The organism is Paenibacillus konkukensis, assembly GCF_023523925.1.
Lineage (GTDB): Bacteria > Bacillota > Bacilli > Paenibacillales > NBRC-103111 > Paenibacillus_S > Paenibacillus_S doosanensis.
Window position 1 is genome coordinate 1,390,788 of the sequence record NZ_CP027059.1, and the last position, 26,408, is coordinate 1,417,195.

At 53.1% G+C, this 26,408-nt stretch carries 28 protein-coding genes; 7 read left to right on the forward strand and 21 right to left on the reverse strand.

Annotation, left to right across the window (positions count from 1 at the left end):
• Positions 1-36 precede the first annotated feature (36 nt).
• The 3 genes from spoIIIAB to SK3146_RS06170 form a co-directional block, all read right to left on the reverse strand.
• Positions 37-555, reverse strand: a complete 519-nt coding sequence (gene spoIIIAB / locus SK3146_RS06160; protein WP_249864254.1) for a stage III sporulation protein SpoIIIAB — start codon at positions 553-555, stop codon at positions 37-39.
• Positions 549-1,661 carry a stage III sporulation protein AA gene (spoIIIAA, locus tag SK3146_RS06165; RefSeq protein ID WP_249864255.1) on the reverse strand — a complete coding sequence of 371 codons (1,113 nt, stop codon included), beginning with the start codon at positions 1,659-1,661 and terminating at the stop codon, positions 549-551. Before spoIIIAA ends, spoIIIAB begins: the two co-directional genes overlap by 7 nt.
• Before the next feature lie 70 nt (positions 1,662-1,731).
• Positions 1,732-1,998 (reverse strand): YqhV family protein, encoded by a 267-nt coding sequence (locus SK3146_RS06170; RefSeq protein ID WP_249864256.1) that lies wholly within the window; start codon positions 1,996-1,998, stop codon positions 1,732-1,734.
• Between the two features lie 175 nt (positions 1,999-2,173).
• Between SK3146_RS06170 and SK3146_RS06175 the strand changes: the two genes are divergently transcribed.
• From SK3146_RS06175 to SK3146_RS06185, 3 genes are all read left to right on the forward strand, one after another.
• Positions 2,174-3,010 carry a phosphosulfolactate synthase gene (locus tag SK3146_RS06175; protein ID WP_249864257.1) on the forward strand — a complete coding sequence of 279 codons (837 nt, stop codon included), beginning with the start codon at positions 2,174-2,176 and terminating at the stop codon, positions 3,008-3,010.
• A 39-nt stretch (positions 3,011-3,049) separates the two neighbouring features.
• Positions 3,050-3,787 carry a 2-phosphosulfolactate phosphatase gene (locus tag SK3146_RS06180; protein WP_249864258.1) on the forward strand — a complete coding sequence of 246 codons (738 nt, stop codon included), beginning with the start codon at positions 3,050-3,052 and terminating at the stop codon, positions 3,785-3,787.
• 88 nt (positions 3,788-3,875) lie between these two features.
• Positions 3,876-4,340 (forward strand): DUF441 domain-containing protein, encoded by a 465-nt coding sequence (locus tag SK3146_RS06185; RefSeq protein WP_249864259.1) that lies wholly within the window; start codon positions 3,876-3,878, stop codon positions 4,338-4,340.
• A 38-nt stretch (positions 4,341-4,378) separates the two neighbouring features.
• Here the strand turns inward: SK3146_RS06185 and SK3146_RS06190 are convergent, their stop codons facing one another.
• The 8 genes from SK3146_RS06190 to SK3146_RS06225 all read right to left on the reverse strand — a co-directional run bounded on the left by SK3146_RS06190 (position 4,379) and on the right by SK3146_RS06225 (position 10,576).
• On the reverse strand, positions 4,379-5,635 hold the full coding sequence (locus SK3146_RS06190; protein ID WP_249864260.1) for an aspartate kinase: 1,257 nt from the start codon (positions 5,633-5,635) through the stop codon (positions 4,379-4,381).
• Positions 5,636-5,722: 87 nt separating this feature from the next.
• Positions 5,723-6,298: a histidine phosphatase family protein gene (locus SK3146_RS06195; RefSeq protein WP_249864261.1), complete on the reverse strand. Its 576-nt coding sequence runs from the start codon at positions 6,296-6,298 to the stop codon at positions 5,723-5,725.
• A 31-nt stretch (positions 6,299-6,329) separates the two neighbouring features.
• Positions 6,330-6,791 (reverse strand): VanZ family protein, encoded by a 462-nt coding sequence (locus SK3146_RS06200; protein ID WP_249864262.1) that lies wholly within the window; start codon positions 6,789-6,791, stop codon positions 6,330-6,332.
• Positions 6,792-6,882: 91 nt separating this feature from the next.
• Positions 6,883-7,515, reverse strand: a complete 633-nt coding sequence (locus SK3146_RS06205; RefSeq protein ID WP_249864263.1) for a histidine phosphatase family protein — start codon at positions 7,513-7,515, stop codon at positions 6,883-6,885.
• Between the two features lie 338 nt (positions 7,516-7,853).
• Positions 7,854-8,411: an elongation factor P gene (efp, locus tag SK3146_RS06210; protein WP_249864264.1), complete on the reverse strand. Its 558-nt coding sequence runs from the start codon at positions 8,409-8,411 to the stop codon at positions 7,854-7,856.
• A 36-nt stretch (positions 8,412-8,447) separates the two neighbouring features.
• Positions 8,448-9,521, reverse strand: coding sequence for a M24 family metallopeptidase (locus tag SK3146_RS06215; protein WP_249864265.1), 1,074 nt, complete (start codon positions 9,519-9,521; stop codon positions 8,448-8,450).
• A gap of 2 nt (positions 9,522-9,523) precedes the next feature.
• Entirely contained in the window at positions 9,524-9,970 is a 447-nt protein-coding gene (gene aroQ / locus SK3146_RS06220; RefSeq protein WP_249864266.1) for a type II 3-dehydroquinate dehydratase, read from the reverse strand.
• A 102-nt stretch (positions 9,971-10,072) separates the two neighbouring features.
• On the reverse strand, positions 10,073-10,576 hold the full coding sequence (locus SK3146_RS06225) for a YqhR family membrane protein (protein ID WP_249864267.1): 504 nt from the start codon (positions 10,574-10,576) through the stop codon (positions 10,073-10,075).
• Between the two features lie 263 nt (positions 10,577-10,839).
• On the opposite strand from SK3146_RS06225, the gene SK3146_RS06230 reads away from it, so the two are divergent.
• Complete coding sequence (locus tag SK3146_RS06230) at positions 10,840-11,721, forward strand: DUF1385 domain-containing protein (protein ID WP_249866197.1); 882 nt, start codon at positions 10,840-10,842, stop codon at positions 11,719-11,721.
• A 24-nt stretch (positions 11,722-11,745) separates the two neighbouring features.
• Positions 11,746-12,018 carry a hypothetical protein gene (locus SK3146_RS06235; protein ID WP_249864268.1) on the forward strand — a complete coding sequence of 91 codons (273 nt, stop codon included), beginning with the start codon at positions 11,746-11,748 and terminating at the stop codon, positions 12,016-12,018.
• 49 nt (positions 12,019-12,067) lie between these two features.
• On the opposite strand, the gene SK3146_RS06240 is transcribed toward SK3146_RS06235, so the two are convergent.
• From SK3146_RS06240 to SK3146_RS06275, 8 genes are all read right to left on the reverse strand, one after another.
• Positions 12,068-13,042 (reverse strand): patatin-like phospholipase family protein, encoded by a 975-nt coding sequence (locus tag SK3146_RS06240; protein ID WP_249864269.1) that lies wholly within the window; start codon positions 13,040-13,042, stop codon positions 12,068-12,070.
• Positions 13,043-13,236: 194 nt separating this feature from the next.
• Entirely contained in the window at positions 13,237-15,462 is a 2,226-nt protein-coding gene (locus SK3146_RS06245) for a transglutaminase TgpA family protein (RefSeq protein ID WP_249864270.1), read from the reverse strand.
• Positions 15,459-16,706 (reverse strand): DUF58 domain-containing protein, encoded by a 1,248-nt coding sequence (locus SK3146_RS06250; RefSeq protein ID WP_249864271.1) that lies wholly within the window; start codon positions 16,704-16,706, stop codon positions 15,459-15,461. Before SK3146_RS06250 ends, SK3146_RS06245 begins: the two co-directional genes overlap by 4 nt.
• Positions 16,707-16,708: 2 nt before the next feature.
• The gene (locus SK3146_RS06255) at positions 16,709-17,668 is read right to left on the reverse strand and encodes an AAA family ATPase (protein WP_249864272.1); all 960 of its coding nucleotides are present in this window, start codon (positions 17,666-17,668) and stop codon (positions 16,709-16,711) included.
• A 276-nt stretch (positions 17,669-17,944) separates the two neighbouring features.
• Positions 17,945-18,295: a stage V sporulation protein AE gene (gene spoVAE, locus SK3146_RS06260; protein ID WP_249866198.1), complete on the reverse strand. Its 351-nt coding sequence runs from the start codon at positions 18,293-18,295 to the stop codon at positions 17,945-17,947.
• A gap of 14 nt (positions 18,296-18,309) precedes the next feature.
• A complete protein-coding gene (gene spoVAD, locus SK3146_RS06265; RefSeq protein WP_249864273.1) occupies positions 18,310-19,320 on the reverse strand; it encodes a stage V sporulation protein AD in 1,011 nt (336 codons plus the stop codon).
• A 5-nt stretch (positions 19,321-19,325) separates the two neighbouring features.
• Positions 19,326-19,799 (reverse strand): stage V sporulation protein AC, encoded by a 474-nt coding sequence (gene spoVAC / locus SK3146_RS06270; RefSeq protein WP_249864274.1) that lies wholly within the window; start codon positions 19,797-19,799, stop codon positions 19,326-19,328.
• Positions 19,800-19,815: 16 nt separating this feature from the next.
• Positions 19,816-20,673, reverse strand: a complete 858-nt coding sequence (locus SK3146_RS06275; protein WP_249864275.1) for a DUF421 domain-containing protein — start codon at positions 20,671-20,673, stop codon at positions 19,816-19,818.
• 182 nt (positions 20,674-20,855) lie between these two features.
• Between SK3146_RS06275 and SK3146_RS06280 the strand changes: the two genes are divergently transcribed.
• Together SK3146_RS06280 and SK3146_RS06285 are read left to right on the forward strand one after the other, a co-directional pair.
• The gene (locus SK3146_RS06280; RefSeq protein WP_249864276.1) at positions 20,856-21,062 is read left to right on the forward strand and encodes a DUF1657 domain-containing protein; all 207 of its coding nucleotides are present in this window, start codon (positions 20,856-20,858) and stop codon (positions 21,060-21,062) included.
• Between the two features lie 353 nt (positions 21,063-21,415).
• Positions 21,416-22,684 (forward strand): glucuronate isomerase, encoded by a 1,269-nt coding sequence (locus SK3146_RS06285; protein WP_249864277.1) that lies wholly within the window; start codon positions 21,416-21,418, stop codon positions 22,682-22,684.
• Between the two features lie 118 nt (positions 22,685-22,802).
• On the opposite strand, the gene SK3146_RS06290 is transcribed toward SK3146_RS06285, so the two are convergent.
• Together SK3146_RS06290 and SK3146_RS06295 are read right to left on the reverse strand one after the other, a co-directional pair.
• On the reverse strand, positions 22,803-24,410 hold the full coding sequence (locus SK3146_RS06290) for a response regulator transcription factor (RefSeq protein WP_249864278.1): 1,608 nt from the start codon (positions 24,408-24,410) through the stop codon (positions 22,803-22,805).
• Positions 24,411-24,584: 174 nt separating this feature from the next.
• Positions 24,585-26,252, reverse strand: coding sequence for a cache domain-containing sensor histidine kinase (locus SK3146_RS06295; protein WP_249864279.1), 1,668 nt, complete (start codon positions 26,250-26,252; stop codon positions 24,585-24,587).
• Positions 26,253-26,408 lie beyond the last annotated feature (156 nt).

A 26,408-nucleotide genomic window follows, 5' to 3' on the forward strand; every position in this document is an offset into this window, starting at 1 on the left:
GCACCTCACCCCTAGCCTGAAACTGCTTCTTGCCGACTAATACATCAAAATAACGATCAAAGCGCCCATTAACAGCCCCAGACTCCTCCACATGCTCTCGTAACGCTTGCGTTCCTCCTGAGCGCCCTCCAGCTCCCCTTGAAGCTGCTGCAGCGCAAGCCGGAGATGCTTCACCTGATCCCCGCTATCCGACAAACCGAGCGTAAATCCCAGTTGGCGGACGATCTCCTGCTCGCCGCCTTTCATGGACGTATTCTTCCAATGCTCGGCGATCGCATGCTGCCATATATGCTGAACCGACCGGCCGTTCGCCTGAGCCAGCTCCTCGGCGGCGCTGCGGAAGACGGCGTTCACAGGCTGCGGGCAAGTCGCCTCGACCTTCCTTAGCGCCTCTTCCAAAGGCGTATGGCCGTAGACGATCTCGGTCTCCAGCCGCTGCAGGGAACGGATCATATCGGCGATTTGCTTCGGCCTCCGGGAATACTGCTGCGCCTGATAAAATCCGAACAGCGTTCCCGCCAGCAAAATCATCATCGCCCCAAGCAGCTTCAGCATGATGTTCCCTCCCTCCCTTTCATGGACGGACTCTGCACGTACAAGCTGCCGTTCCTCGTCCAATCGAGGGGCGCCTCCTTGCCGGGCGCCGGCCCGCTGCCGGTTTTCTCCCTCCCGCCGGCGCCGCTGCGAACGGATTCCGGATGAGTCAGCTTCGCTCCAGAGGCGTCATAGACGCCCTCCAGCGTTCCCGGTTCCCCGGATCTCGCCAGCACGACGATGCGGGTAAACACCTCTTCCTGCAGCAGCTCCTTAAGCACGGGACGCTTCCGAACATCGGCAAGGTGAAGACCGTGCGCCGTCGCGATCACGCGAATGCCGGCATGAATCGCTTCGTGGATGGCCGCGGCGTCCTCCGCCCGCCCGATCTCATCGACAATCAAAATTTCCGGCGACATCGAACGGATCATCATCATCATCCCTTCCGCCTTCGGGCACGCGTCCAGCACATCGGTACGCGGTCCCAGCTCGAATCGGGGAACGCCTTTGTCGCAAGCGGCGATTTCGGAGCGTTCATCGACGATGCCTACCTTGAACCCCCGCTCCAGCCAGCGGTTCGAAGGGTCTGAAGGTCCGCTGCTGATCATTCTGGCAAGATCCCGAATCAGCGTCGTCTTGCCCTTCTGCGGAGGCGATACGACCAGCGTATGGTGGACGCTTCGGCCAGTCCGGTCGACCAAATAAGGAAGCGTCTTTTCCGCGGCTCCTTTCCTTTCGCTCGCAACGCGGATATTGAAGCTGCTGACTTCCTTCAGATGCTTGACCTTTCCTTGCTCAAGCACCGCCCTGCCGGCCAGTCCGATCCGGTGGCCGCCTTGTACTGTAATGTAGCCGCGGCGCAGTTCTTCGTCGAAGGTATAGAGCGAATGCTGCGTGAGCATCTCAAGCAGGGTAGCGCAATCTTCCCGGGTCGGCTTGTAAGCGAGATCCGGATCGACGCATAACCCCGAAGCCTCAGCGACAAAGCTGTAATGCTGTCCCCATACAATTTCCAGCGGCCGCGCTTCGCGAACCCGGATCTCTTGTATTTGCTGTATCACCTGATTTGGTAGAGTTGCTAGTCTTTGGCGCAGAGGGACAGAAAAAAGCCGGAGAAGCGAATGCATACCTTTCATCCCCCCAAGCTGTCCATCTTTAATAATTATGTGTATGCTTGGCCGACTTAAATATGACTGTTTACTTCTTCAATATTCCTATAAAAATGCAGCTGACGCCGACCAGCACCCACAGCATTTTGCCGTAGGACAGCTTCTCCGCCATCCCTATCAGCCCGAGCGTCGTCGTCGTCAACAGAACGAACGGACCGACCATGGCCAATCCCGTATTGACCAGCAGCGCTTTGTCAATTTGATTCAGCCGAAGCATGATCAGCGCCGCTATAATCTCGATGCTTCCCGAAAGCAGCCGCAGACTCGCCATACTTAGCACAATTTTGTTGATCATCGTTCTCCCCCAGTTTCCTCCGAATATAGTCGCCGGCGCTAGTTCACGCTCAGCTTCTCTATCAATCTATGCAAGCTCGTCTCATTTTAGGCATCATGGGCACACCCCTAAATTAAATTGCATATGATGACCTAGTAATGGAAACCAAAAATTGTTAACAGCGAGGCGATAGGACATGGAGGTAACGTCACATCTCAAGTGGCATCCCCTGCTCAGCGATCCGACAGGCAAACGAACCGAAAAACCGAGAATCTGCGGCAAAACGATGATCATTGACAAAGGCATGGGCATTTACGCGCTAGATGATATGCTTCAAACTGCCGGAGCTTATGTAGATATGTTGAAATTCGGTTTCGGCACTTCACCGCTCTATACGACAAAGCTGCTCAGACAAAAAATTGAGTTGGCCAAAGAACACGATATCCTGGTTTATCCCGGAGGTACGTTCCTCGAAATCGCCATACGGCAAGGCGCGGTTGACGATTTTTTCGACATGGCCGCTTTTTTGGGATTCAGCGGACTGGAAATATCCGACGGAACGATCGAAGTCGATCGGAGCTTACGCAGCGAACTGATTGACCGGGCTTGTCAATCCGGCTATACCGTCATTACGGAGTATGGAAAAAAATGCTGGGGATCGTCGATCGAGATTGATGAACTGATCGAAACGGTTGTGATCGATGCACAGATGGGAGCCAGCCTGATTACGATTGAGGGAAGGGAATCGGGAAAAGGCGTCGGAATTTACGACGAGAACGGAGATTGCAAGGACAAGGAAATTGAGCAGGTGCTAAAGCAGGTTCCGAGCAAGCACTTGCTGCTGTGGGAAGCTCCGAATAAAGACCAGCAGGTGCATCTGCTGAATTCCCTTGGCACAGATATTAATCTGGGCAATATTTTACCTGCGGATATTATCTCATTAGAGGCGCTGAGGAGAGGTCTGCGCTCGGATACGTTCCATCTCGGGCAAACCAATACCCGCGATGACGGCAGCGGCAACTGGGAAATTTAAACGGTTGCTGGCGCAAAAAAAAACTTAGGAGGCATCCAAGTGGAAATATTAGTCATACCCAGCGTCAACGAGGCAAGAGCCGATGACCTGGTGAACAAAACCGTCATCGTCATCGACGTCCTTCGGGCGACAAGCACGATGCTGACGGCGTTGACCCATGGCTGCGCAGCCATTTACCCGGTAGAGACGGTCCTCCAAGCTAAGCATCTGCATCAGTCCGGCTGGCTGCTGGGCGGAGAACGCGCTTGCCGGAAAATCCCCGGATTCGATCTCGGCAACTCGCCTCTCGAATATACGGATGCGCGGATTGCGGGCCAGACGATCGTCATGACGACGACCAACGGCACCCGCGCCATCCAGAAAGCGCATAAGGCGTCGGCGATCCTCGCCGGCTCGCTGCTGAACGGCAAAGCCTGCGCCGCGGAAGCCGCCGCGCTCAACAAGGACATTGTCATCCTTTGCTCGGGCACGCAGGATGTATTCGCTTTGGAGGACGGCGTCTGCGCCGGCCTGATCGTAGAGGAGCTCGCCCGAATGGCCGGCTCTTCCGGCATCGAATGCGATATATGCGATTTCGGGCTTAGCATGCAATATGCTTATAAACAAGTGCAATCCGACCTGACGCAGGCTTTGCTTCATTGCTCCAACGGCAGAAGGCTGAGCAAGCTCGGCTTCCGGGAAGATGTCATCTACTGCTCGCAGGCCAACACGATTTCGCTCGTGCCGGTCGTACGCGAAGGCAAATTGCTCGCGACTTCTCTCTCCCGGCTCTCCTAATGCAAGGCGAAGGCGGCAAAGCCGGGTTCTAAATTCGGCTCCTACTCATACACTAAAAAAAGAAATCTATGAGACAAGGAGTCCTACGATGAACGGTGACATCCTTCTGGTAGTCCTCATCATTATCGGCTTGCTCGGACGCTCGCATATTATTACGACCGCCGCCTGCGTCCTGCTTATTGTGAAGCTGATCCATCTTGACCGCTATTTGCCTACGATCGAGCGCAGAGGCTTGGAGCTGGGGCTTTTGTTTTTGACGATGGGCGTACTTGTCCCTTTCGCCAGCGAACGGATCACGTTCAAGGACGTCACCAGCATGTTTACGACCTGGCCCGGCATTCTTGCGCTGCTGGGCGGAGCTATTGCAACCTACATGAACGGTAAAGGCCTCGAGCTATTAAAAATAGACCCACAATTAATTGTGGGTCTTGTCATCGGTTCTATCTTTGGGATTATCTTCCTGAAAGGAATTCCTGTCGGCCCTCTGATGGCCGCGGGAATTACAGCCTTTTTGTTTAAGCTGTTTACGCTTGTGTTCGATAAGCTGAAATAAGAACGGTTTATATGACGCTCGGAAGCAGGGAACGACGATTAGCGTCTTTCCGCAGGGCCGCCGACGAATGCCTGCGAATCGGTGTCCAAGCCGTAAGCCGTATGCAGCGCTTGAATCACTTCGTTCAAACGGCTGTTATCGATGACGCAGGACGTTTTAATTTCGGACGTGCTCACCATGTTGATGCTCAATCCGAGGTCGGAGATGGCTTCGAACATTTTGGCGGCTACTCCCGGAGTGCTGACCATCCCTGCACCGACGATGGATACTTTGACCAGATTTTCCTGCGACGATACTTCGCGGAAGCCGACTTCGTCGCGGATGCCTTGAATAACTTCAAGCGCTCTTTCTTTATCGCTCAATGAAACGGTGAAGGAGAAATCGGCCAGCCCGTTCATGACGCCGCTTTGGACGATAATATCCACATCAATTTGCTCTTTGGCCAGAGCCGTAAATACTTTGGCCAATTGGCCCACTTTTTCCTCGACTCCGAGGATACTGATTCTTGCCACATTTTTATCGCTTGCAATGCCGCGAACTACGATTCCTTGCTCCATCGCCGCTTCCTCCTTCACATTCGTACCTTCATTATGGTTAAAGCTGGATCTTACGACCAGCGGCACATTATAATTTTTGGCGTATTCGACGGCTCTCGGGTGGAGCACGGCGGCGCCCAGATTAGCCAATTCCAGCATTTCGTCATAAGTGATCTCAGGGAGCTTGCGCGCACATTTGACAATGCGCGGATCGGTCGAATAAATACCGTCGACGTCGGTAAAAATTTCGCATACGTCCGCTTGAACGGCTGCAGCCAAAGCAACGGCAGTCGTATCGGAGCCTCCGCGGCCGAGCGTCGTAATCTCGCCTTCCTCCGTCATCCCTTGGAACCCGGCAACGATAACGACATTTCCTTGCTCCAGCGCCTTGAGTATGCGGTCAGGCTGAATATCGGAAATTCTCGCTTTGCCGTGAACCGCCTCCGTATACATCCCGGCCTGCCAGCCGGTAAAGGATACCGCAGGTTGTCCCAGGCTTTGGATCGCCATCGACAATAAAGCTACGGATACTTGTTCGCCGGTGGAAAGCAGCATATCCATCTCGCGCGCTGGCGGTGTAATCGTACAAATTTGCTTAGACAAGTCTATCAAATCATCCGTAGTATCTCCCATGGCAGAAACGACAACGACACACTTATTGCCTTCCCGCTGTCTCTCTACTACCCGATTGGCTACGCGCTTCATCCGTTCCGCGTCACCAACGGAACTGCCGCCGAATTTCATCACAATAAGAGACAAAGCTGTTCACTCCCTACCGAAACTTTTGCATAACAATGTATCATTATACCATAAGAATGTCTATCATTGAAGTAGAAAAATGTCGAATCATACCGATACGGGAAACCACTCCGCCTCGCTCAGCATATCGATTCGAGTAAGGGTACGACCGGTAATATACTGCATATAAGAAGCTATCGTCCCGTCGTGGGAGACGACGTACACCTTTTCTTTGCCGAGACGCTTGCACCATATCAAAAACTGCTGAGCCCAAGTCTCAAACAAGACGATCGGCAGCGTATTGACGCCCTGCAGCCAAATATAATCGGGAACATCGGGAGGCAGCAGGAAATCCGCAAATTCCGCAGCGATCCGTTCGCGATCCATCGTCCTGTCGCAGACGAGCGTCTGAAAATCGTATTTGAGAGGAAATTGTCTCGGCCCTACGGACGGATGCGCAAAGCGGCTTGCCGACGAATCCCCGCACCAAATTGCGGCGGTTTGCAGCGTCCTCCTTGTCGGGCTTGCAATGACCGCGTCGTCAATAGTAAGCGGCAGCCGCTCCCTCAGTTCCGCAGCCTGCCTCCGGCCCGATTCCGTCAATCCCGGATCATTCACCTGATAGCTTTGCGGGATGTTCTGCGTATGCTCCCCCTGACCATGACGAACGAATACAATGTCCATCTTCCGCCACCTCGCATCTTGTTGTTGTATATCATTGTATGCTTCCGCGGCCCGTCTTACATCCCATCGCCGCGACAAACAATGCAAATCCAAGCAAGCCCCCGAGCACATTGAGCAAAATATCGTCGACATCGAAGCTGCCGACCTTAAAGACGAACTGCAGCGTTTCGACCGCAAGAAGCAGCCAGAACAGCAGCTTGGCGACAGCCAGCCAGCGGTTAAACGAAGGGAACAGCCAGGGGATGAAAAATCCGAACGGCACGAAAGCCGCCACGTTGCCGAACACATTGATGATCCAAATATCCAAATCATAATGCCGGAAATAGACGAAATAGCTCCATACGGTTTTGAACGGAACGATATTGTACGAGCGTTCCGTTCGGCCCGAGCGGGAAAATCCGAAGAACAACAGATAAATGATAAACAGCGTATAGCTTGAGAAAATAACCCAAGCCGCCGCCCGGACAAGCTGCCTTGGCCGATATGTATTCACGAAGCTCCCTCCTCCGCAGGAAAGAAGCGGATGCCGACGATCTTATCGCCGCAGGACCGATGCGCCGTCTTCTCGCCTGCCGCCAGTCCGATCATAGCTTAAGCTCCCGGTAATGCGACGTATCCCCGTGAAGCTCGATGCATTCTTTGCCGTCTTGAATCACGACTTTGCATAATGCGGTCGGCTCCAATATCGGAGGGCTCCATAGCTCGGCTAGCGGCCTTCCTTCGAAGTAGGCCATCAGCAGCTTCAAGGTAATCGCGTGGGTAACGATTAGAATTTGCTCGCCCAGATGAGAAGCGGCCGCCTCCTTGATCCACGGAATCACTCTATCATAAAGCTCATAGAACGATTCCCCTTGATTCGCAGGCTGATATAAATGCGGTTCGTTCCAAAACATCCGGTACGCTTCGGGGTCTTTCTCGCGGATATAGCTTCCGGTCTTCCCTTCCCATTCTCCCAGGCGAATCTCTCTCAGCGCATCCTGCGCAATAATGGCAGTCTGCCTGCTGCCGCGGATGACTTCCGCCGTCGCAACTGTCCTTTTACTGGAGCTGGAATAGATGGCATCGAACGGAACCGTCCGCAGCGCATCGCCGAGACAGGCCGCTTGAAACACGCCGAGGGGCGTTAACGGAGAATCGCTGTGCCCTTGCATTCGCTTCTCTACGTTCCACTCCGTCTCCCCATGTCTCGTTAAGTACATCGTCGTCTTCTTTTCCATTATAGGGATTACCCTCTCTCAAAAACCTATATTTTCCAAATATAACATTTTGCAAGTTGCCTTGTAAACGTTTAAATGAAGAACGAACAAATCCCCCAAAAGTGACGTGATGCTCTGAAGCTTATTCCGTCCGCATCCAGCCTAAGCTGGATCGGCGTCTAACCCTTCCTCTGGGATCGTTCTATGGGTAGACATTAACTTTCGGGGGAGCCCACGGATATCCACAGGATATGGCTGCGCATCATTTCCTAAACAACAAAAAAAGCCCCTGCACGGGGCCGCCGGACAAAACGGATCGTCTGTCTTTATGGCTTAGCAGGAGCTTGTACCGCATTGGCTTAGGCGCGGGAGATATATTTACCCTCGCGCGAATCGATCAGGAGCATATCGCCTTCGTTGATGAACAAAGGAACTTGAACGTTCAAGCCGGTTTCCAGCTTCGCGTTCTTCGTTGCGCCGGTAGCCGTGTTGCCTTTGATGCCTGGCTCGGTTTCCACGACCTTCAGCTCGATGCTGTTAGGCAGGTTGATGCCGAGAATTTCGCCTTGGTAGCTCATGATGTGGATCATCATGTTTTCTTTGAGGAAGTTCAGCTCCCATTCCAATTGTTTGGCAGGCAAGCTGAATTGATCGTAAGTTTCGGTATCCATGAACGTATGGTCTTGACCGCTGGCATACAAATATTGCATTTCACGGTTTTCGATATGTGCGCGGCCTACGTTTTCGCCTGCGCGGAACGTACGTTCAACAGTGTTGCCGTTACGCAAGTTTTTCAGCTTGGAGCGTACGAAAGCGGCGCCTTTACCCGGTTTGACGTGTTGGAAATCGATTACAGTGAACAAGTCGCCGTCCACTTCGATAGTTAAGCCTGTCTTAAAATCGTTTACTGATACCACGTAAAAAAACCTCCCTAAAAATGTGAGCAGTTGTTGTTAATCAAGGACAATGAAGTCTTTGCTTGATTTCGTTAATATTTTAATTCCGGTGTCTGTAATGACGATGTCGTCCTCGATCCGAACCCCGCCAAAGCCTGGCAAGTAAATACCGGGCTCTACCGTTACAGTCATGCCGGGCGTTAAAACCGTATTCCCTTGCTTGGACAGCCGCGGCGCTTCATGGATCTCCATCCCGAGCCCATGGCCGGTGCCATGTCCGAAGTGGTCGCCGTATCCATAGCGGGCGATGATGTCTCTGGCGATCGCATCGGCTTCCTTTCCTGTCATCCCCGGCTTGATTTTATCCAGAGTTTCCAGTTGGGCTTCCAGCACGATGTTGTAAATTTCCTTATGTTTATCTGTCGGTTTTCCCAATACGACGGTTCTCGTAATATCGGAGCAATACCTATTATAATAAGCGCCGTAGTCCAATTTGACAAATTCATTCGTCTGAAGGATGCGGTCGCTTGCTTTGCCATGCGGCAGCGCGGACCGTTCTCCCGAAGCTACGATCGTCTCAAACGAAGTCGAAGCGGCCCCGTTCCTGCGGACGAACATTTCGATTTCGAGCGCAATATCGGCTTCCTTGGCTCCCGGCTTCAAATAGCCCAAAATATGCGTAAACGTGCGGTCGGCCAGATCGGCCGCCTCCTGCATAACGGCAATTTCCGCTTCGTCCTTGATCATTCTCAGCTGCTCGACCAAACCTTCCGTCGCCGCCAGCTCGATGCCGGCGAGCGCCTTGGCGGTGCCGAGATAAGCCCCATAGGTCATATCGTTTTGCTCAAAGCCGACTTTGCCGATTCCTTGCTTGGTTAGCAGCTCCTTGACGGTATCCATCGGATTCGGGGCATGCTCTACGACTTCATAGCCCGCTGCCTGCGCCGGAGCCTGCGTCATATAGCGGAAATCGGTGAGCAAATACGCCTTGGCCTCCGAGATCAGCACGACGCCGGAAGAGCCTGTGAAGCCCGTCATATACATACGGTTCGTCGCATTCGTAATGAGCAGCGCCTGCAGTCCTTGCTGCTGCAACAGCGCGCGCAGCCGTTCAATCCGTGCTTGCTGCATGATCATCCCTCCAAAGCATTCAGATGGCTTACTATGGCGCGCAGGCCCAGTTCATAGCTCTCAACGCCCAGGCCGGCGATTTGCCCTACAGCTACGGGAGCGATCACCGAAACATGGCGAAACGCTTCTCTCTTGTGAATGTTCGATATATGTACTTCAATAGTCGGAATCTGAACGGTGCTGATCGCATCGCGAATCGCGTAGCTGTAATGCGTAAACGCGCCCGGATTCATCACAATGCCGTCTTTGACCGAATAGGCTTCATGGATCTTGTCGATCAGAGCGCCTTCATGATTCGATTGGTAGCATTCCAGCTCCACACCCAGCTCACCGGCCAGCTTGAACAATCGTTGTTCAATCGAGTGCAGCGATACGGAGCCGTAAACCCCGGGTTCGCGGATGCCGAGCATGTTCAAATTCGGACCGTTCAATACCAATATTTGTTTCAAGACGGTCCCTCCATCACCAGTTTACATGCTGTGCCAAAGAACGCACCCGATTATTTTACCATAACTTTCTTCTGTTTGAGAACTGTTTTTTGCAGGAATCGGTTACTCCGGCGCAGGATCGGCGTTCCCGCCGGCGACAGGCTCTCTCTTATGCTCGCTTGTAAATTCCAAAGAGATGCTGTAGCCGATGAACAACCCCCATACGATAAACAGGCAGAAATCGGTAATAATCGTGTTCCAGTCCAGATAGGCGATCCAGTTCATCATCCCCGTAACGGGGCCGATCAGCAGAAAAATAAGCATCCACCATATCGCTCCGTACGCGACTCCGGCCCACGGGCCGTTCGCTTTGGCCAAAAGCAGCGTATACACCAGCGAGGCGAAGATCGAGAACAAAATGAAAATGAGCCAGCCCAGCAGATAGCCCTGAAAACTGAGCAAAAACGACCGTTTGAAAAAAGGCTCCACTAAAAATCCCGGAGGCAGGCTTGTAAAATGCAAATAATGTTCGAGCATTTTCACCGCTCCCCAAATAAGACCCGCAAACAATCCGATATATACTGCAAACGACCATCGGTTCGTACGGCGTTCACCATTATTGTCCATACTGGTTCCTCCTAAAATCAGTTTGCGAATAAGCGCCTAGATGCCCTGAGAAGCGTTAAGCCGACAATTTTCCGCATCTTATCGGCCGCATACCGTTAGTATATGCAAATATTTGTCCCCTAAACGGTGGCATTCTCTCCTTGAATCCGATACAATAATGTAAGAATCCATTTTATCCTTAGCAGAAGAAGGTGTACTCGTTGTCGCAACCAAAAGAACAGCCATGCGCAATTTACGGCGGTCAAGCCGTGATCGAAGGGGTCATGTTTGGTGGCCAAAGCGTGAACGTTACGGCCGTCCGCCGAAAAGATAATTCGATTGACTTTTTTGAAGTGCCCAAAACCGAGATCGGCTGGGTAAGAACGCTTAAAAAAATTCCGTTTGTCCGCGGCATCGTCGGCATTGTCGAAGCGAGCGCCAAAGGAGCGCAGCATCTGAACTTTTCGGCGGAAGCTTTTGCCGAGGAGGAAGGCGAAGGCGCGGCGCCCAAGGAAGAGAAGAAGGAATCCGTAGCAGGCCGCATTTCCATGATTCTCGGCGTCGCCGTCGTCGGGATTTTGTCCTTCTTGTTCGGCAAATTCGTGTTCACGCTCGTTCCCCCGGCTATCGAGCAGCTGTTGTTCGCCAAAGCGTTCCAAAATCAGATCGGACACAACCTGCTGGAAGGCCTTATCAAAATTATTTTGCTGGTCGGCTACATTTACTTCATTTCGCTCACGCCGATGATCAAACGATTGTTTCAATATCACGGAGCGGAGCATAAAGTCATCAGCGCCTACGAAGCGGGCGTGGAGCTTACGGTGGAAAACGTGCAGAAGTTCAGCACGCTTCATTACCGCTGCGGCAGCAGCTTTATCGTCTTTACGGTGCTGGTCGGCGTCATCATCTATTCCTTGTTCACCTACGACTCCTTCCTGGAGCGGATCGTACAGCGCATCATTCTGCTCCCTGTCGTCATCGGCGTTTCCTATGAGCTGCTGCGTTTCACGAACAGCCTGCGCGAAGTGCCCGTGCTCCGCTATCTCGGATATCCGGGGCTGTGGCTACAGAAACTGACGACCAAGCAGCCGGATAACTCGATGGTGGAAGTATCGATCGCTTCTTTTAACCGGATGAGGGAATTAGACGAACAAGCAAGAGCATAATATGGATCAAAAGGAGGAGCAGCGATGAAACAGCGATATTCCATTGCCACCTATGTTATCTTAGGGTTAGCCTTGATCGGGGTCGCCTCTAAAGCGTTGACGCTCATCATACCGATTCTGGTATTCGGCGTTATCTTCCTGTTGTATAAATATCCGCCAAGCCGTTGGCGCAAACCCGCATTCACCGGCAAAGGAGGAGCGGGCGGACGCAGCAAGGACCGGCGCACCCGCAATGCTACCTTCCGCGTCATCGACGGCAACAAAGGGAATTCGGACGAACCCCCCAAATATCATTGAACGGCAATAAACCGGCGACAGATCGCCGGTTTTTTTCTTGCGCGCCGGATCAGCTCTGCGGCTTGCGCAGCACATGCTCCATGTAGCCCTGCTTGTAATCGTTCAATTTCCACTTATTGAAGAAATGATCGCCCGCCCGCTTGCCGGCTTCATAGAGCTCCAGACTTTTTTCGTTGCCGATATCGAAATCGGTCACACTGACGCCAAGCGTCGGTATTTTAATCGTTCTGAACCGGTTCGCGTCTTCGATATACCGTTCGTCGTGCGCCTCCATCATCGTGGAGAACAGTGCCTTGAACATCGTCAGCGGTCCGACGATCGTGTTGGGCTGCCCGCTCCCTCTGCCGACCAGCTGAAATCCGATCGTCGGAACAAGCTGCTCGATCGCCGAGCTGTTCTCTTGATCGAATATCCAGAGCGGAAAATTGCTGAGCAGCCCGCCGTCGACGATATAGGCGAACTGGTCGGCGAAAGCCTCTTTCTTCCTGCGCTTGTCGGGAGCTTTGCGGATAATGACCGGATCGAAGAAATACGGGATGCTCGTGCTCATTCTGACCGCTTTGGAGATGAGAAGCTGCTTAGGATCGATGCCGTATTGAGCGATGTCGTCAGGCAGTACCAGCAGCCTCCGGTCGGATATATCGGAAGCGATAATACGCAGTTGGTTCCACTTAAGATCCCCGAACGTCCTGATTCCTTTGGCAAGAAGCAGCTGATGAATCCAATGCTCAAGCGCTTCCCCCGAGTAAAGCCCTTTCTTGAGAAACAATCGGGCCAGCGGCCCGATCACTTTCGTATTGAATATCGGCGCACGCTGCATAAAAGCGCTGAACGGAGTGGCGATAATAACCTTCTTCATTTCCTCGGCCGTATAGCCCGCAGCGACCAGAGAAGCGACGATGGCACCCGACGACGTCCCCGCCACCTGATGGAAGGTCAGCCCCCTTTGCTCCACAGATTGAACGGCACCGGCCAAGGCAATGCCTTTCACCCCGCCGCCTTCGAACACCGCATTGATTTTCACGAGCATCCCTTCTCCCGCAGTAATGTCCGCCGCTTACTTCCTTTACAGGAAATGTATGCGCCCCAGGATTGTACCTATGCCATCCATCCTCATCCAGCGGAGCGGGTTTGAAATCTTCCTTTTCTCTGCTTCGACATAAGAGAAAGAGACCTATGCCGCAAAAAGGCATAAGTCTCTCCTGACCGAAAAGGCTATTAAAATTGCGAGCGCAGCTTCTCGACGATGGCTGCCGTGCTCTGCCAATCTTGCTCGGTTATTTCCGCGTTGCTGTACTTGGCTTTCTCGAATGTGCCTAACACCTGCTCAAGGTCCGCCTTCATCCATTTGCTTTGCTGCGACCAGCGTCCGATCGCTTCGCGCAGCGTTTCATGCTCATGACGGACGTAGCCGTTGCGCTTGCATATTCGAATCAGCCTTTCGCATTCTATAATTACTTTTTGCTTCAGCAATGACGCCCGGCGTCGCTCCAGCTTCTCATGCAGCAGCTCGGCGACTTGCAGCTTTTTCAGCACGAAGGCGGCGGCCGCCGCGGCCAGCAGCACAATACCGGAGATCACGGCTTTCAGACCGTGCCGCTCCAGCACCGTCGGTTCGGGAGCGGCAGGCGCAGCCTCGGGAACCGCGGAGGTATCGAAGGTAATCTCTTCTTGAGGCACGGCGCGCGGAAGCAGGAAACCGCTTGTCGGCTCGAACGGGATCCAGCCCCAGCCGCTAAAGTAGACCTCGACCCACGAATGCGCATCGGCGTTGCGCACGGTGTACACACCGGCCGCGTCGGGGTCCGTCATCTCCGGTTCCCCGAACATGCCGAACATTTCGTCATAGGAGGCCGATTGCCCTGACGCGTAGCCTTTCACCCAACGGGTCGGCAGACCGACGGAACGGGAGAGAACGGCCATCGCCGAAGAGTAATAATCGCAGTACCCTTCTTTAATCTCGAACAAAAAGCGATCGACGAAATCGCGGCTTTTTCCTTTGGTCAAGTCCGGCTTGTTCGTATAAGGATAAGTAGTGCGCAAATACTGCTCGATCGCCTTCGCCTTATCGTACGGATCGGCCGCATCCTTCGTAATATCCGCCGCCAACTGGCGAACGCGGGCCGGCAAATGATCGGGAAGCTGCAAATATTCCGCCAAATCCGTCCGGTTCGCGGCCTCGGGAGCCTGCCGCAAGCCTTCCTCATCGATAACCGGCATCTGAGAGACGACGGTATAGGTTTTGGGATAAGCCTGGCTCATCTGTTGATTGATTCTAATCTCCGACTGGGAAGGAGCCCATAAGAGAGATTCGAAACCCGTCTTGCCGCCGTTCATTTCCTCGACCTTCTGAATGTCGAACGCCCCGAACAGCACGGGATATTTATCCTCGGATAAAATACTGACGACCTGCTTTACTTCAATCGTCTTTAGCTTGCTTCCGGCTTTGCGCGGATCGGGACTCAGCGTGTTGTCCGCCCGCACGGAAGTCGTCAGCGACCGTCTATCGGAATCGCCGGGCTCCCAGCCTTTGCCGGTATACAAGGAGCGAGTCTCCCCCCGCCAATAGCTGCGATGCGTCGTATCGACCGTCATAACAGGGGTGTAATCGAACTGGAAGCCGCTTCCGAGCGCTGCATCGCTGCGGCTGTAGCCCGAAGACGTATCGCTCGCGGAGACGGCTACCTCCACGCCCTTCCCCGTCGTGAAATTGACCGCTTCGCCCCGGTATGCGCGCCATGCCGTATACGGGTCCGTAACCATCGGGCCTACCTCGGGCATAATGGCGCCGACGACTACCGTCATACTAATGAGCAGGATGACCGGAACGGCAATCGATGCCGGATAGTCGGCCAAGTAGCTCCAAGCGGTCGGATCTTTTTGGCGCATCGACTGGAAATGGCATAAGATCAGCAGAAACAAGCCGCATCCGACCGTCATCGCCACCTGCGGCCATAAGTAGACGCTGGAGAACGAATCCCGGATACACATGGCGACGACGCTGGCGACCAGCAGCACATAGACCCGCCATTTAGCCGCAACCCACCAGATTAGCGTTAAGTAAGCCGCCCACGCCGCCAAGCCGAACCATAAATACGGAGTCAAATTGTATAAATTAAGAAATAATTTCGATGAGAAGAAGCTCGACAGTTTCATTTTCTCGATAACGCCGTATTCATGCAGCACCTGAACGTGAACCGCGATAACCGCGATAAGCTGAATCAGGCCGCGAATCGCCCAATGAAGACGGGTCACATGCTCGACAACACAAATGATCAATAGTACCAGTTCAACGACGACAACGGTTTCCGGAAGCCATAAATGATCTTCTTTGGCAAACCAGAACACAAACTGCAGCATAAACAACCCGACTAACAATACGGTTAACCGATGAGGCCAATTGCTCCACAGCGCGCGCCGCCACCAAGACATCGATTCGTTCATCCGCTTCGACCTCCTAACAAAGAGGACAGCTCATGCAGCGATTGAATCGCGTAACCGGCGATTCCCCGGGATTGCAGCTGCTTAAGCCACCGCTCCTTCTTATCCGGCTCCGAACAGAGCCAAAGATGGCATGGATTGAGCTGAAGCTGCTTAAGCCAGTTGCAGATTTGCAGCATCGATTCGCCGTACGCCGGCGTGATAAGAGCGACAAAGCTGCCCGGAACGAGGTTCTGCGCTTTCTCCCGGAGCACCTGCTTCAACGCGTGGACGCCGTCCGCTTCGACATGAATAAAATGCTGCTGCACCGCCTTCTGCTGGTTGCCGCCCGACTTGGGCTCAAAGTAAATGTCATCCGCTCCGGTCGACAGAAGGCCGAGAGCCAGACTGCGGGCTGCGCCGTATTGAAAAAGCGACGCCGCCACCGATACCGCCAGCTCGAACGTTTCGGGATCGCCGTACGCCTTGCGCTCCCGGTCGAGCACGAGAAAAGTTTTGGGCAGCGATTCCCGCTCGAACTCCTTCGATTTCCACGTGCCGGTCTTGGCCGTCGCATTCCAGTGAATCCTGGACAGCCTGTCGCCGTAGATGTATTCGCGGACGCCGTTGATCTGCGTCGTCTCGCGGACGGCGCGCGTCGTCGTGGAATGATGGTTGGTGCCTTTCATCATCTGATGAAATTGCTGCCATTCGCGGATCGCTACCGTCTTCGGCAGTACGACGATGTTATACGGCAAGTTCAAAGTGCCGCTATGCTCGAACAAACCGAATACGTCCTCCGTCACGCATTCCGTCACCCCGAACGTATAGGAGCCCCTCCGAAGAGCGGGCGTCCGGTATTCCCATTCGCCGCGGCGGCGCCAGTCGGGCACGATCGTGGCTTCGAATTCAAGCTCGCTGCCGTTGCGGTGATACAGCCGATCTTTGACGAAAATATACGGCATCGGCCAAAAGCCGGGAATTTGCAAGTGAATCGTTACGCCGAGCGTGCTGCCCGCTTCCAGCGCGCCTCCGTGGTCGATGCTGCCGAGCGTCCGCGCCCCTTGCGTGCGCTTGATGCCGCTCCATTGGCCGAGCAGCAAATACAGACTCAGCACGCTCATGATCACAAAGAGCATCAGGGCCAGCTTGCCGCCTTGAAACAGCAAGAACCCGAGACTGCCGAAGAAGCTGATCAGCACGGCCCAGAACTGCTTGCTGAACCGCGGGCGTTCCGTCCATTTTTGCACGAATGATTCTCTCATCATGCTCATTTCTCCAATCGGATCGGCACTCGCACCTGTTGAAACACCGATTGCAGGACGGAATGCACCGACGCCCCGTCCATACGCGCCTCGGCATGCAGCAAAATCCGGTGTCCCAGTACAAAAGGCGCCAAATATTTAATATCGTCGGGGATGACATAATCCCGCTCCTGAAGCAGCGCGTACGCCTTGGACGCCTGTACCAGCGCCAGCGTAGCCCGCGGACTGGCGCCCAGGAATATCGCCGGATGCTCTCTCGTCTGCCTTATGATCGACACGAGATAGGAGGCTACGGCATCATCCATATGAACCAGTCTGGCCCGCTGCTGGATAGCTCCTATTTCTTCGACGCCCGCAACAGGCTGGAGCTGCTCGATCGGGTGAACGACGCTCTGCGACATAATCATCTTCGTTTCCGTAGCTTCGTCCGGATAGCCGAGGCTGAATTTCATCATGAAGCGGTCGAGCTGCGCCTCCGGCAGCATGTAAGTGCCTTCAAAGTCGATCGGATTCTGGGTCGCCAGCATGAGAAACGGCTGAGGCAGCTCGTAAGTATTGCCGTCTACCGTAATATGGCCTTCTTCCATAGCTTCCAGCAGCGCGGATTGCGTCTTGGTCGTCGCCCGGTTGATCTCGTCGGCAAGCAAAATATTCGTCATAATCGGGCCCGGCCGGAAAATAAATACCTCGTCTCTCGGATGATATATGGAAACCCCCGTAATATCGGTCGGGAGTAAATCAGGATTGCACTGGATACGGCGGAACTGCCCGCGGATCGATTTGGCGAGCGATTTGATCAGAACCGTTTTTCCCGTTCCGGGAACGTCCTCAAGAAGAACATGGCCTCCGGCCAGCATGGCCGTTAACAGAAGCTTGATTTCATCCGTTTTGCCAAGGATGCAAGATTCCAAATTCGCTTGAATGCGTTTAATAATCTGTATATCTTCTCTTACGGTAGGCTCCATGATCCTGATCCTCCTCGGGGTAGTTTTAACTTTTCTATAGCAGCAGTTGGAAAGCCCTTATTCTATTTTACAAGATTCAAATTTGGGCGTATACATGCAAAAATGCTAAATTTATTTGTAAAATTACACATTTTGGCATATTATCTGTCATATTCTCGCTGCCATAGCAAAAAGCCCCAAGGATCGTCTCCTTGAGGCTTGGATAGACAAACTTATTATTTTATACGCGACATTCTTCAGAAGGTTGCAGCGGCAGCTTCCCGGGAAGGCCAAGGCTCAGCCCTTCGGCCTGCACACCAAGGCTGCAAGAAACGAGAAGATGATCGCCGCCGAAATTCCCGCGCTGGTTACCTCGAAAATTCCCGTAATGATCCCGATGGGCCCGTGGGTTTTAAGCTCCTGCATCGCCCCGTGAACGAGAGAGTTGCCGAAGCTCGTGATCGGCACGGTCGCCCCGGCTCCCGCGAACTTGATGAACGGTTCGTACAGGCCTACGCCGTCGAGCACCGCTCCGGCTACGACCAGCGTACTCATCGTATGGGCCGGCGTCAGCTTGCCCACATCCATCAGCAGCTGGCCGATGACGCAGATCGCGCCGCCGATGACAAAAGCCCACACAAAATGCATAAACGTATCCATGGTCACTCCCCGCTTTCTATAGCTACGGCGTGGGCGATACATGGGATGCTCTCCCCTTGCTGGAACGACAGCGGGGATAGCAGGGCCCCCGTCGCTACGACCAGCACCTTCTTCAGCTCGCCTTTGCGCAGCTTCTTCATAATATGTCCGTACGTAACGACGGCCGAGCAGCCGCAGCCGCTGCCTCCGGCCATGACCGCCTGCTTGTCGACATCGTAAACCATCAGCCCGCAGTCTTTGTATGTCGTTTGGTTCATCGGCACTTTATGCTTGTCCAGCAGCTCGTTGGCAATGTCGTATCCGACCTTGGCCAAGTCGCCCGTGACAATGAGATCGTAATAGCCCGGCTCGCGGTGAAAATCGCGAAAATGCGCCTGCAGCGTGTCGACGGCGGCGGGAGCCATCGCGGCGCCCATATTGAACGGGTCCTTGATCCCCATATCCACCACCTTGCCGATGGTCGCTCCAGTGACAACCGGTCCGTCGCCATGTCTGGCAAGCACCGCCGCCCCGGCTCCGGTCACCGTATACTGGGCCGTCGGCGGCTTCTGCGAGCCGTATTCCGTCGGGTAACGGAACTGCTTCTCCGACGTGCAATTGTGGCTGCAGGTTCCGGTCATCGCATATTTGGCGGAGCCCGAATCGACGATCATCGAGGCGACCGCCAGCCCTTCCATCGATGTCGAGCAGGCGCCGAAGATGCCGATATAAGGGATGCTCATCGTTCTCGCCGCGAACGTATTGCTAATAATTTGGTTCATCAGGTCGCCGCCGACATAGAACTGAACCTGCTCCTTCGTAAGCCCGGCATTTTCCACCGCCAGCTTGCCGGCCTCCTCCATCAGCCGCCGCTCCGCTTTCTCCCAGCTATCCTGTCCGAGCGTCAAATCGCCGTGCACGATGTCGAAATCGTTGACGAGCGGACCTTCGCTTTCATCCGGTCCCACTACCGTTGCCGTCGCCTGAATGACCGGCTTGTTGCGAAATATCCAGCTTTGATGTCCCTGCAGCATACTCGTTACCTCCCCATTCCAAACAGCAGATGGATGATGCCGATAACGAACGCGGCTACGGTGCCGAAGACGATGACCGAGCCGGCCAGCTTGAACATATTCGCGCCGACGCCGAGCACGATACCCTCGCTCTTATGTTCCAGCGCGGCCGAGCACATCGAGTTGGCGAAGCCGGTAACGGGAACGGCCGAGCCGGCTCCGGCCCATTGGGCTATTTTGTCGTACACCCCAAAGCAGGTCAGCACCACCGCTATGAAAATAAGAACCGCCACGGTCGGATTGCCGGCGGTTTTCTCCGTAAAGCCAAAGACGCGCATGAACAATTCCATGAAACCTTGTCCGATCAGGCAAATCAATCCCCCGACCAAAAAAGCTCTCAAGCAGTTTTTGACGACGGGTCTTGCCGGTTCCTTCCGTTTGGCCAGCGCCTGATATTCTTGCTGCGTCCACGTTAATTTTTGCTTCGCTTTCGTAGCCATAGCTCTTCTTCCTTTCTCAACGTTTTAATAAAGGAACCAGCACGGTAATTTGTTCGCGCAGCTGCTTGACGCACTGTTCGTACGTCGCCTTGGCGTCCTTGCTTTGGGTTGCAAGAGCGTACAGCGTCAGATCGGCCTCGCACTTCTTGAGATTGGCCAGCAGCAGCAGCTTTTCGTTATTGGCCGGAACCTGCAGCATATCGTCGTACAAATCGACGAACAAAGCGCCGTAGGAATCCACTTGTCCGAGAAACACATTATCTTTGGTAACGCCTATTTTCTCCAACTCGGCGTTTAACCATGCACGGCTGAATCCCGCGGTAGCGAGCGGCTCGTCCATAATGTTGCCGTCGATAATCACCGTCTGAGGCTCCTTCTCGGGACCGACCTTGATTCCCAAATGTTTGGGGGTAAGCGGCTGGTTTTCTTTTTTGAGCAGCACGTTCAGCTCTCCGCTCGATTCGAGAACGGCAAATTCGACGTCCGCCACGTTAAATACGCTTTTCTTGCGGAGCTGCTCCAGCAGCTCGTCCGCCGAATAACGTTCCTTCTTCAGATTTTTCCCCATCACTTTGCCGTCCTTGATCATGACCGTTCCGTTGCCTTCAAGCCATTTGCGCAGCGTCACGCTTTTTAAAGTGACAAGCTCGATGGTAAACGGGACGATAAACCAGACCAGCAGGGCCGTCAGGCCAAGGGTGTAGTGGCTTTCGATATCCGTTGAAATGAACCCCGCAAGCTCTCCCAAAGTAATTCCCGTTATATATTCGAAAAAGGTGAGCTGCGATATTTGTTTCTTCCCCAGCAAGCGCGTAATAAGAAACAGCACGGCGATGGCGCCAAGCGATCTGAGTGCAATGTGTAACCAATCCATCCTAATGTCTCCTTTTTTCCAAAACGGATTACTTGTCGATTAAATTATTTGTTAAAACGACGATTGTTATAAAAGGAGACAGCTTCCATTTTTACCAAACAATTTACCAGCTACTCCCAGCTATTAGATGACAGCGGAATGCGCACATTAGTATCTGACTTATTCATGAGGAGGTGAAACAGATGACCGTAGCATCCAACGTAAAAACGACACTGGCTTCTCTAAAAAGCGCTCAAGCGAGCCTGGAAACTTTCGCTCTGAGCACGCAAAACCAAGAGGCTAAAAAGATGTTCGAACAAGCAGCCAAAACGACTCAATCCGTCGTAGATCAAGTAAGCGGACGTATCCAACAGCTGGAAAACGAAGAACCACAATATAAAGGCTTCTAATGCGACCGTCTAAACCAAAACAGCCCTGTCGCCCTGCCGGGTGCGCAGGGCTGTTTTCATTGCTGGGAAGGAAACGGCGCGAGGGCGGTTTCCTTAGGCTGGCCGGGGAATCCGGCAAACCGGCTACAAAAATAACGTCAGCAGCATCGCCAGCAATACGAAGAGCACGAGAATGACGACTATGGATGTCGGCTTATCCATCGGATCGGCTCCTATCCTGTTGGATTCATACATAACTAGGATATTCCGGCCGATTGACATGGAATGTGTATATGCCTAATCGCAAAATAATGTTATAATAAGTTCATTGTTCACGTTAACATAAACTTATTTTGCGGGAGGTTCACTTTATTATGACGATTCATACCGAAGATCAGCTCGTTTCCTTCATCAAGGAAACCGTACGCAGCACGCAAGTAACGGACATACATACGCATTTGTTTGCCGAATCGTTCGGCGATCTGCTGCTCTGGGGCGTCGACGAGCTCTTGACCTATCATTATTTGATCGCGGAGACGTTCCGCTTCCGTCCGGAGTTGTCCTACGACTCCTTCTGGAGCATGAGCAAGCGGGAGCAGGCCGATCTGATCTGGCAAACGCTGTTTATCGAGCATTCGCCTTACAGCGAAGCATGCCGCGGCGTCGTGACCGTACTGAATCGTCTTGGCTTCGACCTGAAGACGCGCGACTTGAACGCCTACCGCGAATATTTCGAATCGGTCAGCGCTTCCGACTACATCGACCGGATTTTGGAGCTGGCCAAAGTGAAAACCGTCGTCATGACCAACGACCCGTTCGATGCTTACGAGCGCTCCAAATGGGCGGAGAACGGCAATACCGACCCGCGCTTTCTGGCGGCCCTCCGGATCGATCCGCTGCTGAACCTGTGGGATTCGAGCTGGAGCAAGCTGGCCGAGCAAGGCTACGCCGTTTCATCGGATTTGTCCGGCGATACGATGGCCGAAATCCGCCGCTTTCTCAGCGATTGGATCTCCCGTATGAACCCGCTGTATATGGCCGTTTCGCTGCCGAACGACTTTGCTTATCCCGAGAATTCCGTGCGCGTGCGCATCATCGACGAGTGCATCATTCCGGTGGCTCGGGAAGCCGGTATTCCGTTCGCTATGATGATCGGGGTTAAGCGCAAAGTAAACCCTTCGTTGAAAGATGCCGGAGACAGCCTCGGCAAGAGCGATATCGGAGCCGTCGAGCGGATTGTCAGCAAATATCAGGACGTCAAATTCCTCGTGACGATGCTTTCCCGCGAAAACCAGCACGAGCTCGCCGTAACCGCACGCAAAAACCGCAATCTGCTTATTTTCGGCTGCTGGTGGTTCCTGAACAATCCGAGTCTGATTGAAGAAATTACCCGTATGCGCCTTGAACTGCTCGGCGGCAGCATTATTCCGCAGCATTCGGATTGCCGCATTCTCGATCAGCTGCTGTATAAATGGGATCATTCGCGCGAGATCATCGCCAAAGTGCTCTGCGACAAATACAGAGATCTGCTCGCTGCCGGCTGGCGCCTGGAAGAGGAAGAGATTCGTCGCGATGTCGAGGATCTGCTAGGTGGAACATTCTGGAAATTTCTTGGAAAACCCGATCCGGCTTTGAATCGCTAAGATCGGTGCTTCTTCGCCGGTGTTTCGTTTCGTTCTGTTTCGTTTCGTTCCTTCCGTTTCGTTACGCCGCAGCAACTTCTAATAAAAAAAGAGGGTCGCCCTATTGCGATCCTCCCCCTCATTTTCCAAGCGTATAATCGGTCGGGCTGATGCCCGTCACGTTTTTAAACATTCTGCTGAAGTAAGCCGGGTCGGAATAACCGACCATCTCGCTGATCTCGTAGATCATGTACCGCTGCGTTTTCATCAATTCTTTGGCCCGCTCAATTCTATACAACGACAAATAATTGGAAAAGCTGTCGCCGGTCACGGCTTTAAAGATGCCGCTCAAATAATTCCTTGTCAAATGCAGCTCGTCGGCCAGTTGGCTGAACGAAATATTGTGCATATACTGCTCGGAGACAGCCTTTTTTACATACTGCACATAAGTGTGCTGCTTGCCGGCATCGTTTTTTTGATCCAGCAGCCCGTGCAGCTGCTTCAGCATGTCCGAAATATGGTTCATCAGCGATTGCTCGTCCTGGGCCGATTGCAGCGTTTGCAGAAAACCGGCGAGCTGCCCCAACTCCGGCTTGGCCGTGCCCTCCTCCATGAAGGACAACACAAGCGCGTTGATCATCGTGATGCATACGGTTTTGACGTATTTCAGCGAATACCGCTGTTCGTGAAGCAGCGCCGCTTCGATTTTCGCCCACCGCTGCATGACGTAAGGCAAATCGCTGCGCAGCAGCGCTTCGGACAGCTGGCGAATCTGCTCAAGCGGATACGCCGGCCAAGCTTCTCCGGGATATTCTCCGGCATGGCGGGCGTCGAATATTTGCTGGTAGCCCTCGTATTCCGACATCATCAGCAGCTCCCGCGATTCCTTGCAGGACAACGGATACGAGCTCATCTCCCCGTACCAGTGCCCGATGCCTACATTTGCGTTCAACTCCAAATAAGTGCCGATGCTCCCGATCAGCTCTTCCGCGACCCGTTGAGCTCTCGACAGCGTCTCTTCCCGCTCCCCGAACATGACGATAGAGAGCCGGTCTTCCATATAACGCAGCACATAACCTTGTCCCGCCTTTGCCACGATCTCCTGCGCTACATTGTATACGGCGAACTTATACAGCTGCCAATCTTTTTCCAGCTCGGTTTTCCGCTTCCGTTCGCGGTGAAGCAGCAAGCTCATGACGAGCCCGCCGTGAAATACGTTCTCCTCCAGCTGCAGAAACTGAATTTTGCTGTCCGCCGCATCTTTGCGCTTCATCCCGATGGTGATCATATCGAATAAAAACTGTTCACGCAAAATCGGAACGCTTTGCTCAAGCTGTTGAAGCAAGCCGTTGAAGTATTGCTTTTTCCTGTCGGCGAGCGCTTTTTCGCTTAACACGTCGTTTAAGATGTTCTCGATTTCCGTAAAAACCGCCGGCTTCAGAATGTACTGCGCCACGTCGAGATGGATCGCTTCCTTGGCGTAGTCGAATTCCCCGTATCCGCTCAAAATAACGACCGGCAGCTCCGCATCCACCGTTCTTATTTGCTTGATCAGCTCAAGCCCGTTCATTCTCGGCATATACACATCGGTAATAAGCAGATCGGGCTTGCCCCGCTGAAACTGCTGCCAGGCGTCCTCCCCGTCGTACGCCGTCGCGATTTCGTCGATACCGTACCGTTCCCAGCCGATCATGCTTTTTAAGCCGTTCACAACAAATGCGTCGTCATCGACCAGCAATACCTTCATTGCGCTTCACCTCTCGCATTATCGCTCTGTCATTTCATATCGATTTATTAAACTGATTCGCCTTTTCGAATGAGTCCAAATAAGGCAACGTCATCACAACATTGACCCCTCCGCCGTCGCGGTTTTCGATTCTGAGCCCGTATTGTGCCCCCAAATACAATTCGAGACGTTCTCTTACGTTTTTAATTCCGTATCCCCCGAGCCGGATACATAAAGCGAGCTCGTCTTGCGCCTTTCGCTTTCGTCTCTGGACTGCTTCAGCCCGACCCCATTGTCGGCAATGACGATTTGGAAGCGATTCTCATCGATGCGCTCCGCGGATACGGAGACCTCGGCCTTTTGTCCCTCCTGCAATCCGGAAAAACCGTGGATGATCGCATTTTCGATAAACGGCTGCAAAATAATTTTCGGGACATAATATTGTTTAAAAGAAGAATCTATATGTTCGTTGTAAACAAAGCGATCCGCCAGCCGGGTTTGCTGAATTTGCGCATACAGCCGGGCATGCTCAAGCTCGTCCTTGAGCGGGATAAACGTGCTGCCGCCGCTCAAGCTGATGCGGAACAGTTTGGCAAGCCGGGCGGCCATAAAGCTGACTTCGGTATTGCCTTTCACCGCTGCCGCCCAATTGATCATATCCAGCGTATTGTAAAGAAAATGCGGATTGATCTGGCTTTGCAGCACCATCAGCTCCAAATCGTGCTTCAGCCGGTTTTTCTGCTCCAGCTCTTCAAGCATCGTTTTTAGCCGGCCGGTCATATAGTTGAAGCCGGTAATGAGCTTATTAAATTCGACGATAAAATACTGCTCCACATTCGCGTCAAAATTGCCGTTTTCGATTTTTTGAAACCCTTTCAGCAGCAGCGGGACAGGCCGAATCATGCGGCTGGCCAAATAGGAGGCTACCGGAAGCACGCAGAGCAGCACGATTCCCCCGATCAGCAGCACGATATTGCGGATCTTATTGACGTCCCGGTACAGCTCGTCGCTTTCCAGAAATTCGACGATCCGCCACTTCTCCTGGCTTTGGCTCGTGAAGATCATCAAATATTTGTTCCCGTCCAGCTCGACGGGCTTAAATCCGGCATCGCTCGCCAAGGCCGCCGTATAAGCTTGGAACGAATCCATCCGCTGCGAATTGACCTGCGCAGACATGCGGGACATGACTTGATTGCCGGCATCCAGCAGCAGCAGCGAGCGGTTGGTCGGGGAAGATAGCGTATTTTCGCTGAACAGCAAGCGGGTGAGCGAACTTTCATCGAGATTGATCGCCACGAATCCGGCCGTCCCGCCTTTCCTGTTATATATTTTCAGAATGTATGTCAGGACCGGATTTTCGTTGTTTTCCAGCATGCCGTCCCGGTGAGCGGGAATCCAGATCGCATCGACTTTATCGAATAAAGACAAGGTCACAGGCAGCTTGGCCAAAGGCAGGATCGTATTTTTGCCGGCGGGGCCGATTCTCTGATACTGCACATATTGATCGGTAAAAATCTGTACGCTGCTGATAAACGGTTTGATAAAAGTGAACGTGCTCAGCCACTCGTTGACATTGCGCTGTATTACTATGTATTCGTATAAATCGATGCCGCCGTTTTCCTCCAGCACCGCTTTCATCGTCTGATGGGTGGATATCGTCAAGGCGGTTCCTTCAATGTCCTTCAGCCTTTCGATCAGCTGCAATTGATTGCTGTGCAGCCCTTGCAGACGGGCTTCGCTGATTTGCTTCGTAAAATAATAGCTGACACTGAAATAAATCGCCACCGTAATGACGATCAGAAATAAAATATTCGACAGCACCAGCGAGCAAAATAAAAACGGCTTTAATCTCCACTGCCTCATGTACGTATGCAACCGCCTTTTTTCAGGATTGTTGCCGCTTTCATTTTTTTATAAAAAAGACAAGAGGCGTACCCGTTTGCACCAAGCACCGCCTCGTTAATCCTATCATACTAAAAGTTGCCGTAAAAGCACAATGAAAATTGCCGATTTGCCTGC

Bases quoted from the DNA above. Each gene is read 5' to 3' on its own strand.
- spoIIIAB (WP_249864254.1), bottom strand. From the start codon at position 555: ATGCTGAAGCTGCTTGGGGCGATGATGATTTTGCTGGCGGGAACGCTG.
- spoIIIAA (WP_249864255.1), bottom strand. From the start codon at position 1,661: ATGCATTCGCTTCTCCGGCTTTTTTCTGTCCCTCTGCGCCAAAGACTA.
- SK3146_RS06170 (WP_249864256.1), bottom strand. From the start codon at position 1,998: ATGATCAACAAAATTGTGCTAAGTATGGCGAGTCTGCGGCTGCTTTCG.
- SK3146_RS06175 (WP_249864257.1), top strand. From the start codon at position 2,174: ATGGAGGTAACGTCACATCTCAAGTGGCATCCCCTGCTCAGCGATCCG.
- SK3146_RS06185 (WP_249864259.1), top strand. From the start codon at position 3,876: ATGAACGGTGACATCCTTCTGGTAGTCCTCATCATTATCGGCTTGCTC.
- SK3146_RS06195 (WP_249864261.1), bottom strand. From the start codon at position 6,298: ATGGACATTGTATTCGTTCGTCATGGTCAGGGGGAGCATACGCAGAAC.
- SK3146_RS06205 (WP_249864263.1), bottom strand. From the start codon at position 7,515: ATGGAAAAGAAGACGACGATGTACTTAACGAGACATGGGGAGACGGAG.
- SK3146_RS06215 (WP_249864265.1), bottom strand. From the start codon at position 9,521: ATGCAGCAAGCACGGATTGAACGGCTGCGCGCGCTGTTGCAGCAGCAA.
- SK3146_RS06225 (WP_249864267.1), bottom strand. From the start codon at position 10,576: ATGGACAATAATGGTGAACGCCGTACGAACCGATGGTCGTTTGCAGTA.
- SK3146_RS06230 (WP_249866197.1), top strand. From the start codon at position 10,840: ATGTTTGGTGGCCAAAGCGTGAACGTTACGGCCGTCCGCCGAAAAGAT.
- SK3146_RS06235 (WP_249864268.1), top strand. From the start codon at position 11,746: ATGAAACAGCGATATTCCATTGCCACCTATGTTATCTTAGGGTTAGCC.
- SK3146_RS06245 (WP_249864270.1), bottom strand. From the start codon at position 15,462: ATGAACGAATCGATGTCTTGGTGGCGGCGCGCGCTGTGGAGCAATTGG.
- SK3146_RS06250 (WP_249864271.1), bottom strand. From the start codon at position 16,706: ATGATGAGAGAATCATTCGTGCAAAAATGGACGGAACGCCCGCGGTTC.
- SK3146_RS06255 (WP_249864272.1), bottom strand. From the start codon at position 17,668: ATGGAGCCTACCGTAAGAGAAGATATACAGATTATTAAACGCATTCAA.
- spoVAE (WP_249866198.1), bottom strand. From the start codon at position 18,295: ATGCATTTTGTGTGGGCTTTTGTCATCGGCGGCGCGATCTGCGTCATC.
- spoVAD (WP_249864273.1), bottom strand. From the start codon at position 19,320: ATGCTGCAGGGACATCAAAGCTGGATATTTCGCAACAAGCCGGTCATT.
- spoVAC (WP_249864274.1), bottom strand. From the start codon at position 19,799: ATGGCTACGAAAGCGAAGCAAAAATTAACGTGGACGCAGCAAGAATAT.
- SK3146_RS06275 (WP_249864275.1), bottom strand. From the start codon at position 20,673: ATGGATTGGTTACACATTGCACTCAGATCGCTTGGCGCCATCGCCGTG.
- SK3146_RS06280 (WP_249864276.1), top strand. From the start codon at position 20,856: ATGACCGTAGCATCCAACGTAAAAACGACACTGGCTTCTCTAAAAAGC.
- SK3146_RS06285 (WP_249864277.1), top strand. From the start codon at position 21,416: ATGACGATTCATACCGAAGATCAGCTCGTTTCCTTCATCAAGGAAACC.
- SK3146_RS06290 (WP_249864278.1), bottom strand. From the start codon at position 24,410: ATGAAGGTATTGCTGGTCGATGACGACGCATTTGTTGTGAACGGCTTA.
- SK3146_RS06295 (WP_249864279.1), bottom strand. From the start codon at position 26,252: ATGAGGCAGTGGAGATTAAAGCCGTTTTTATTTTGCTCGCTGGTGCTG.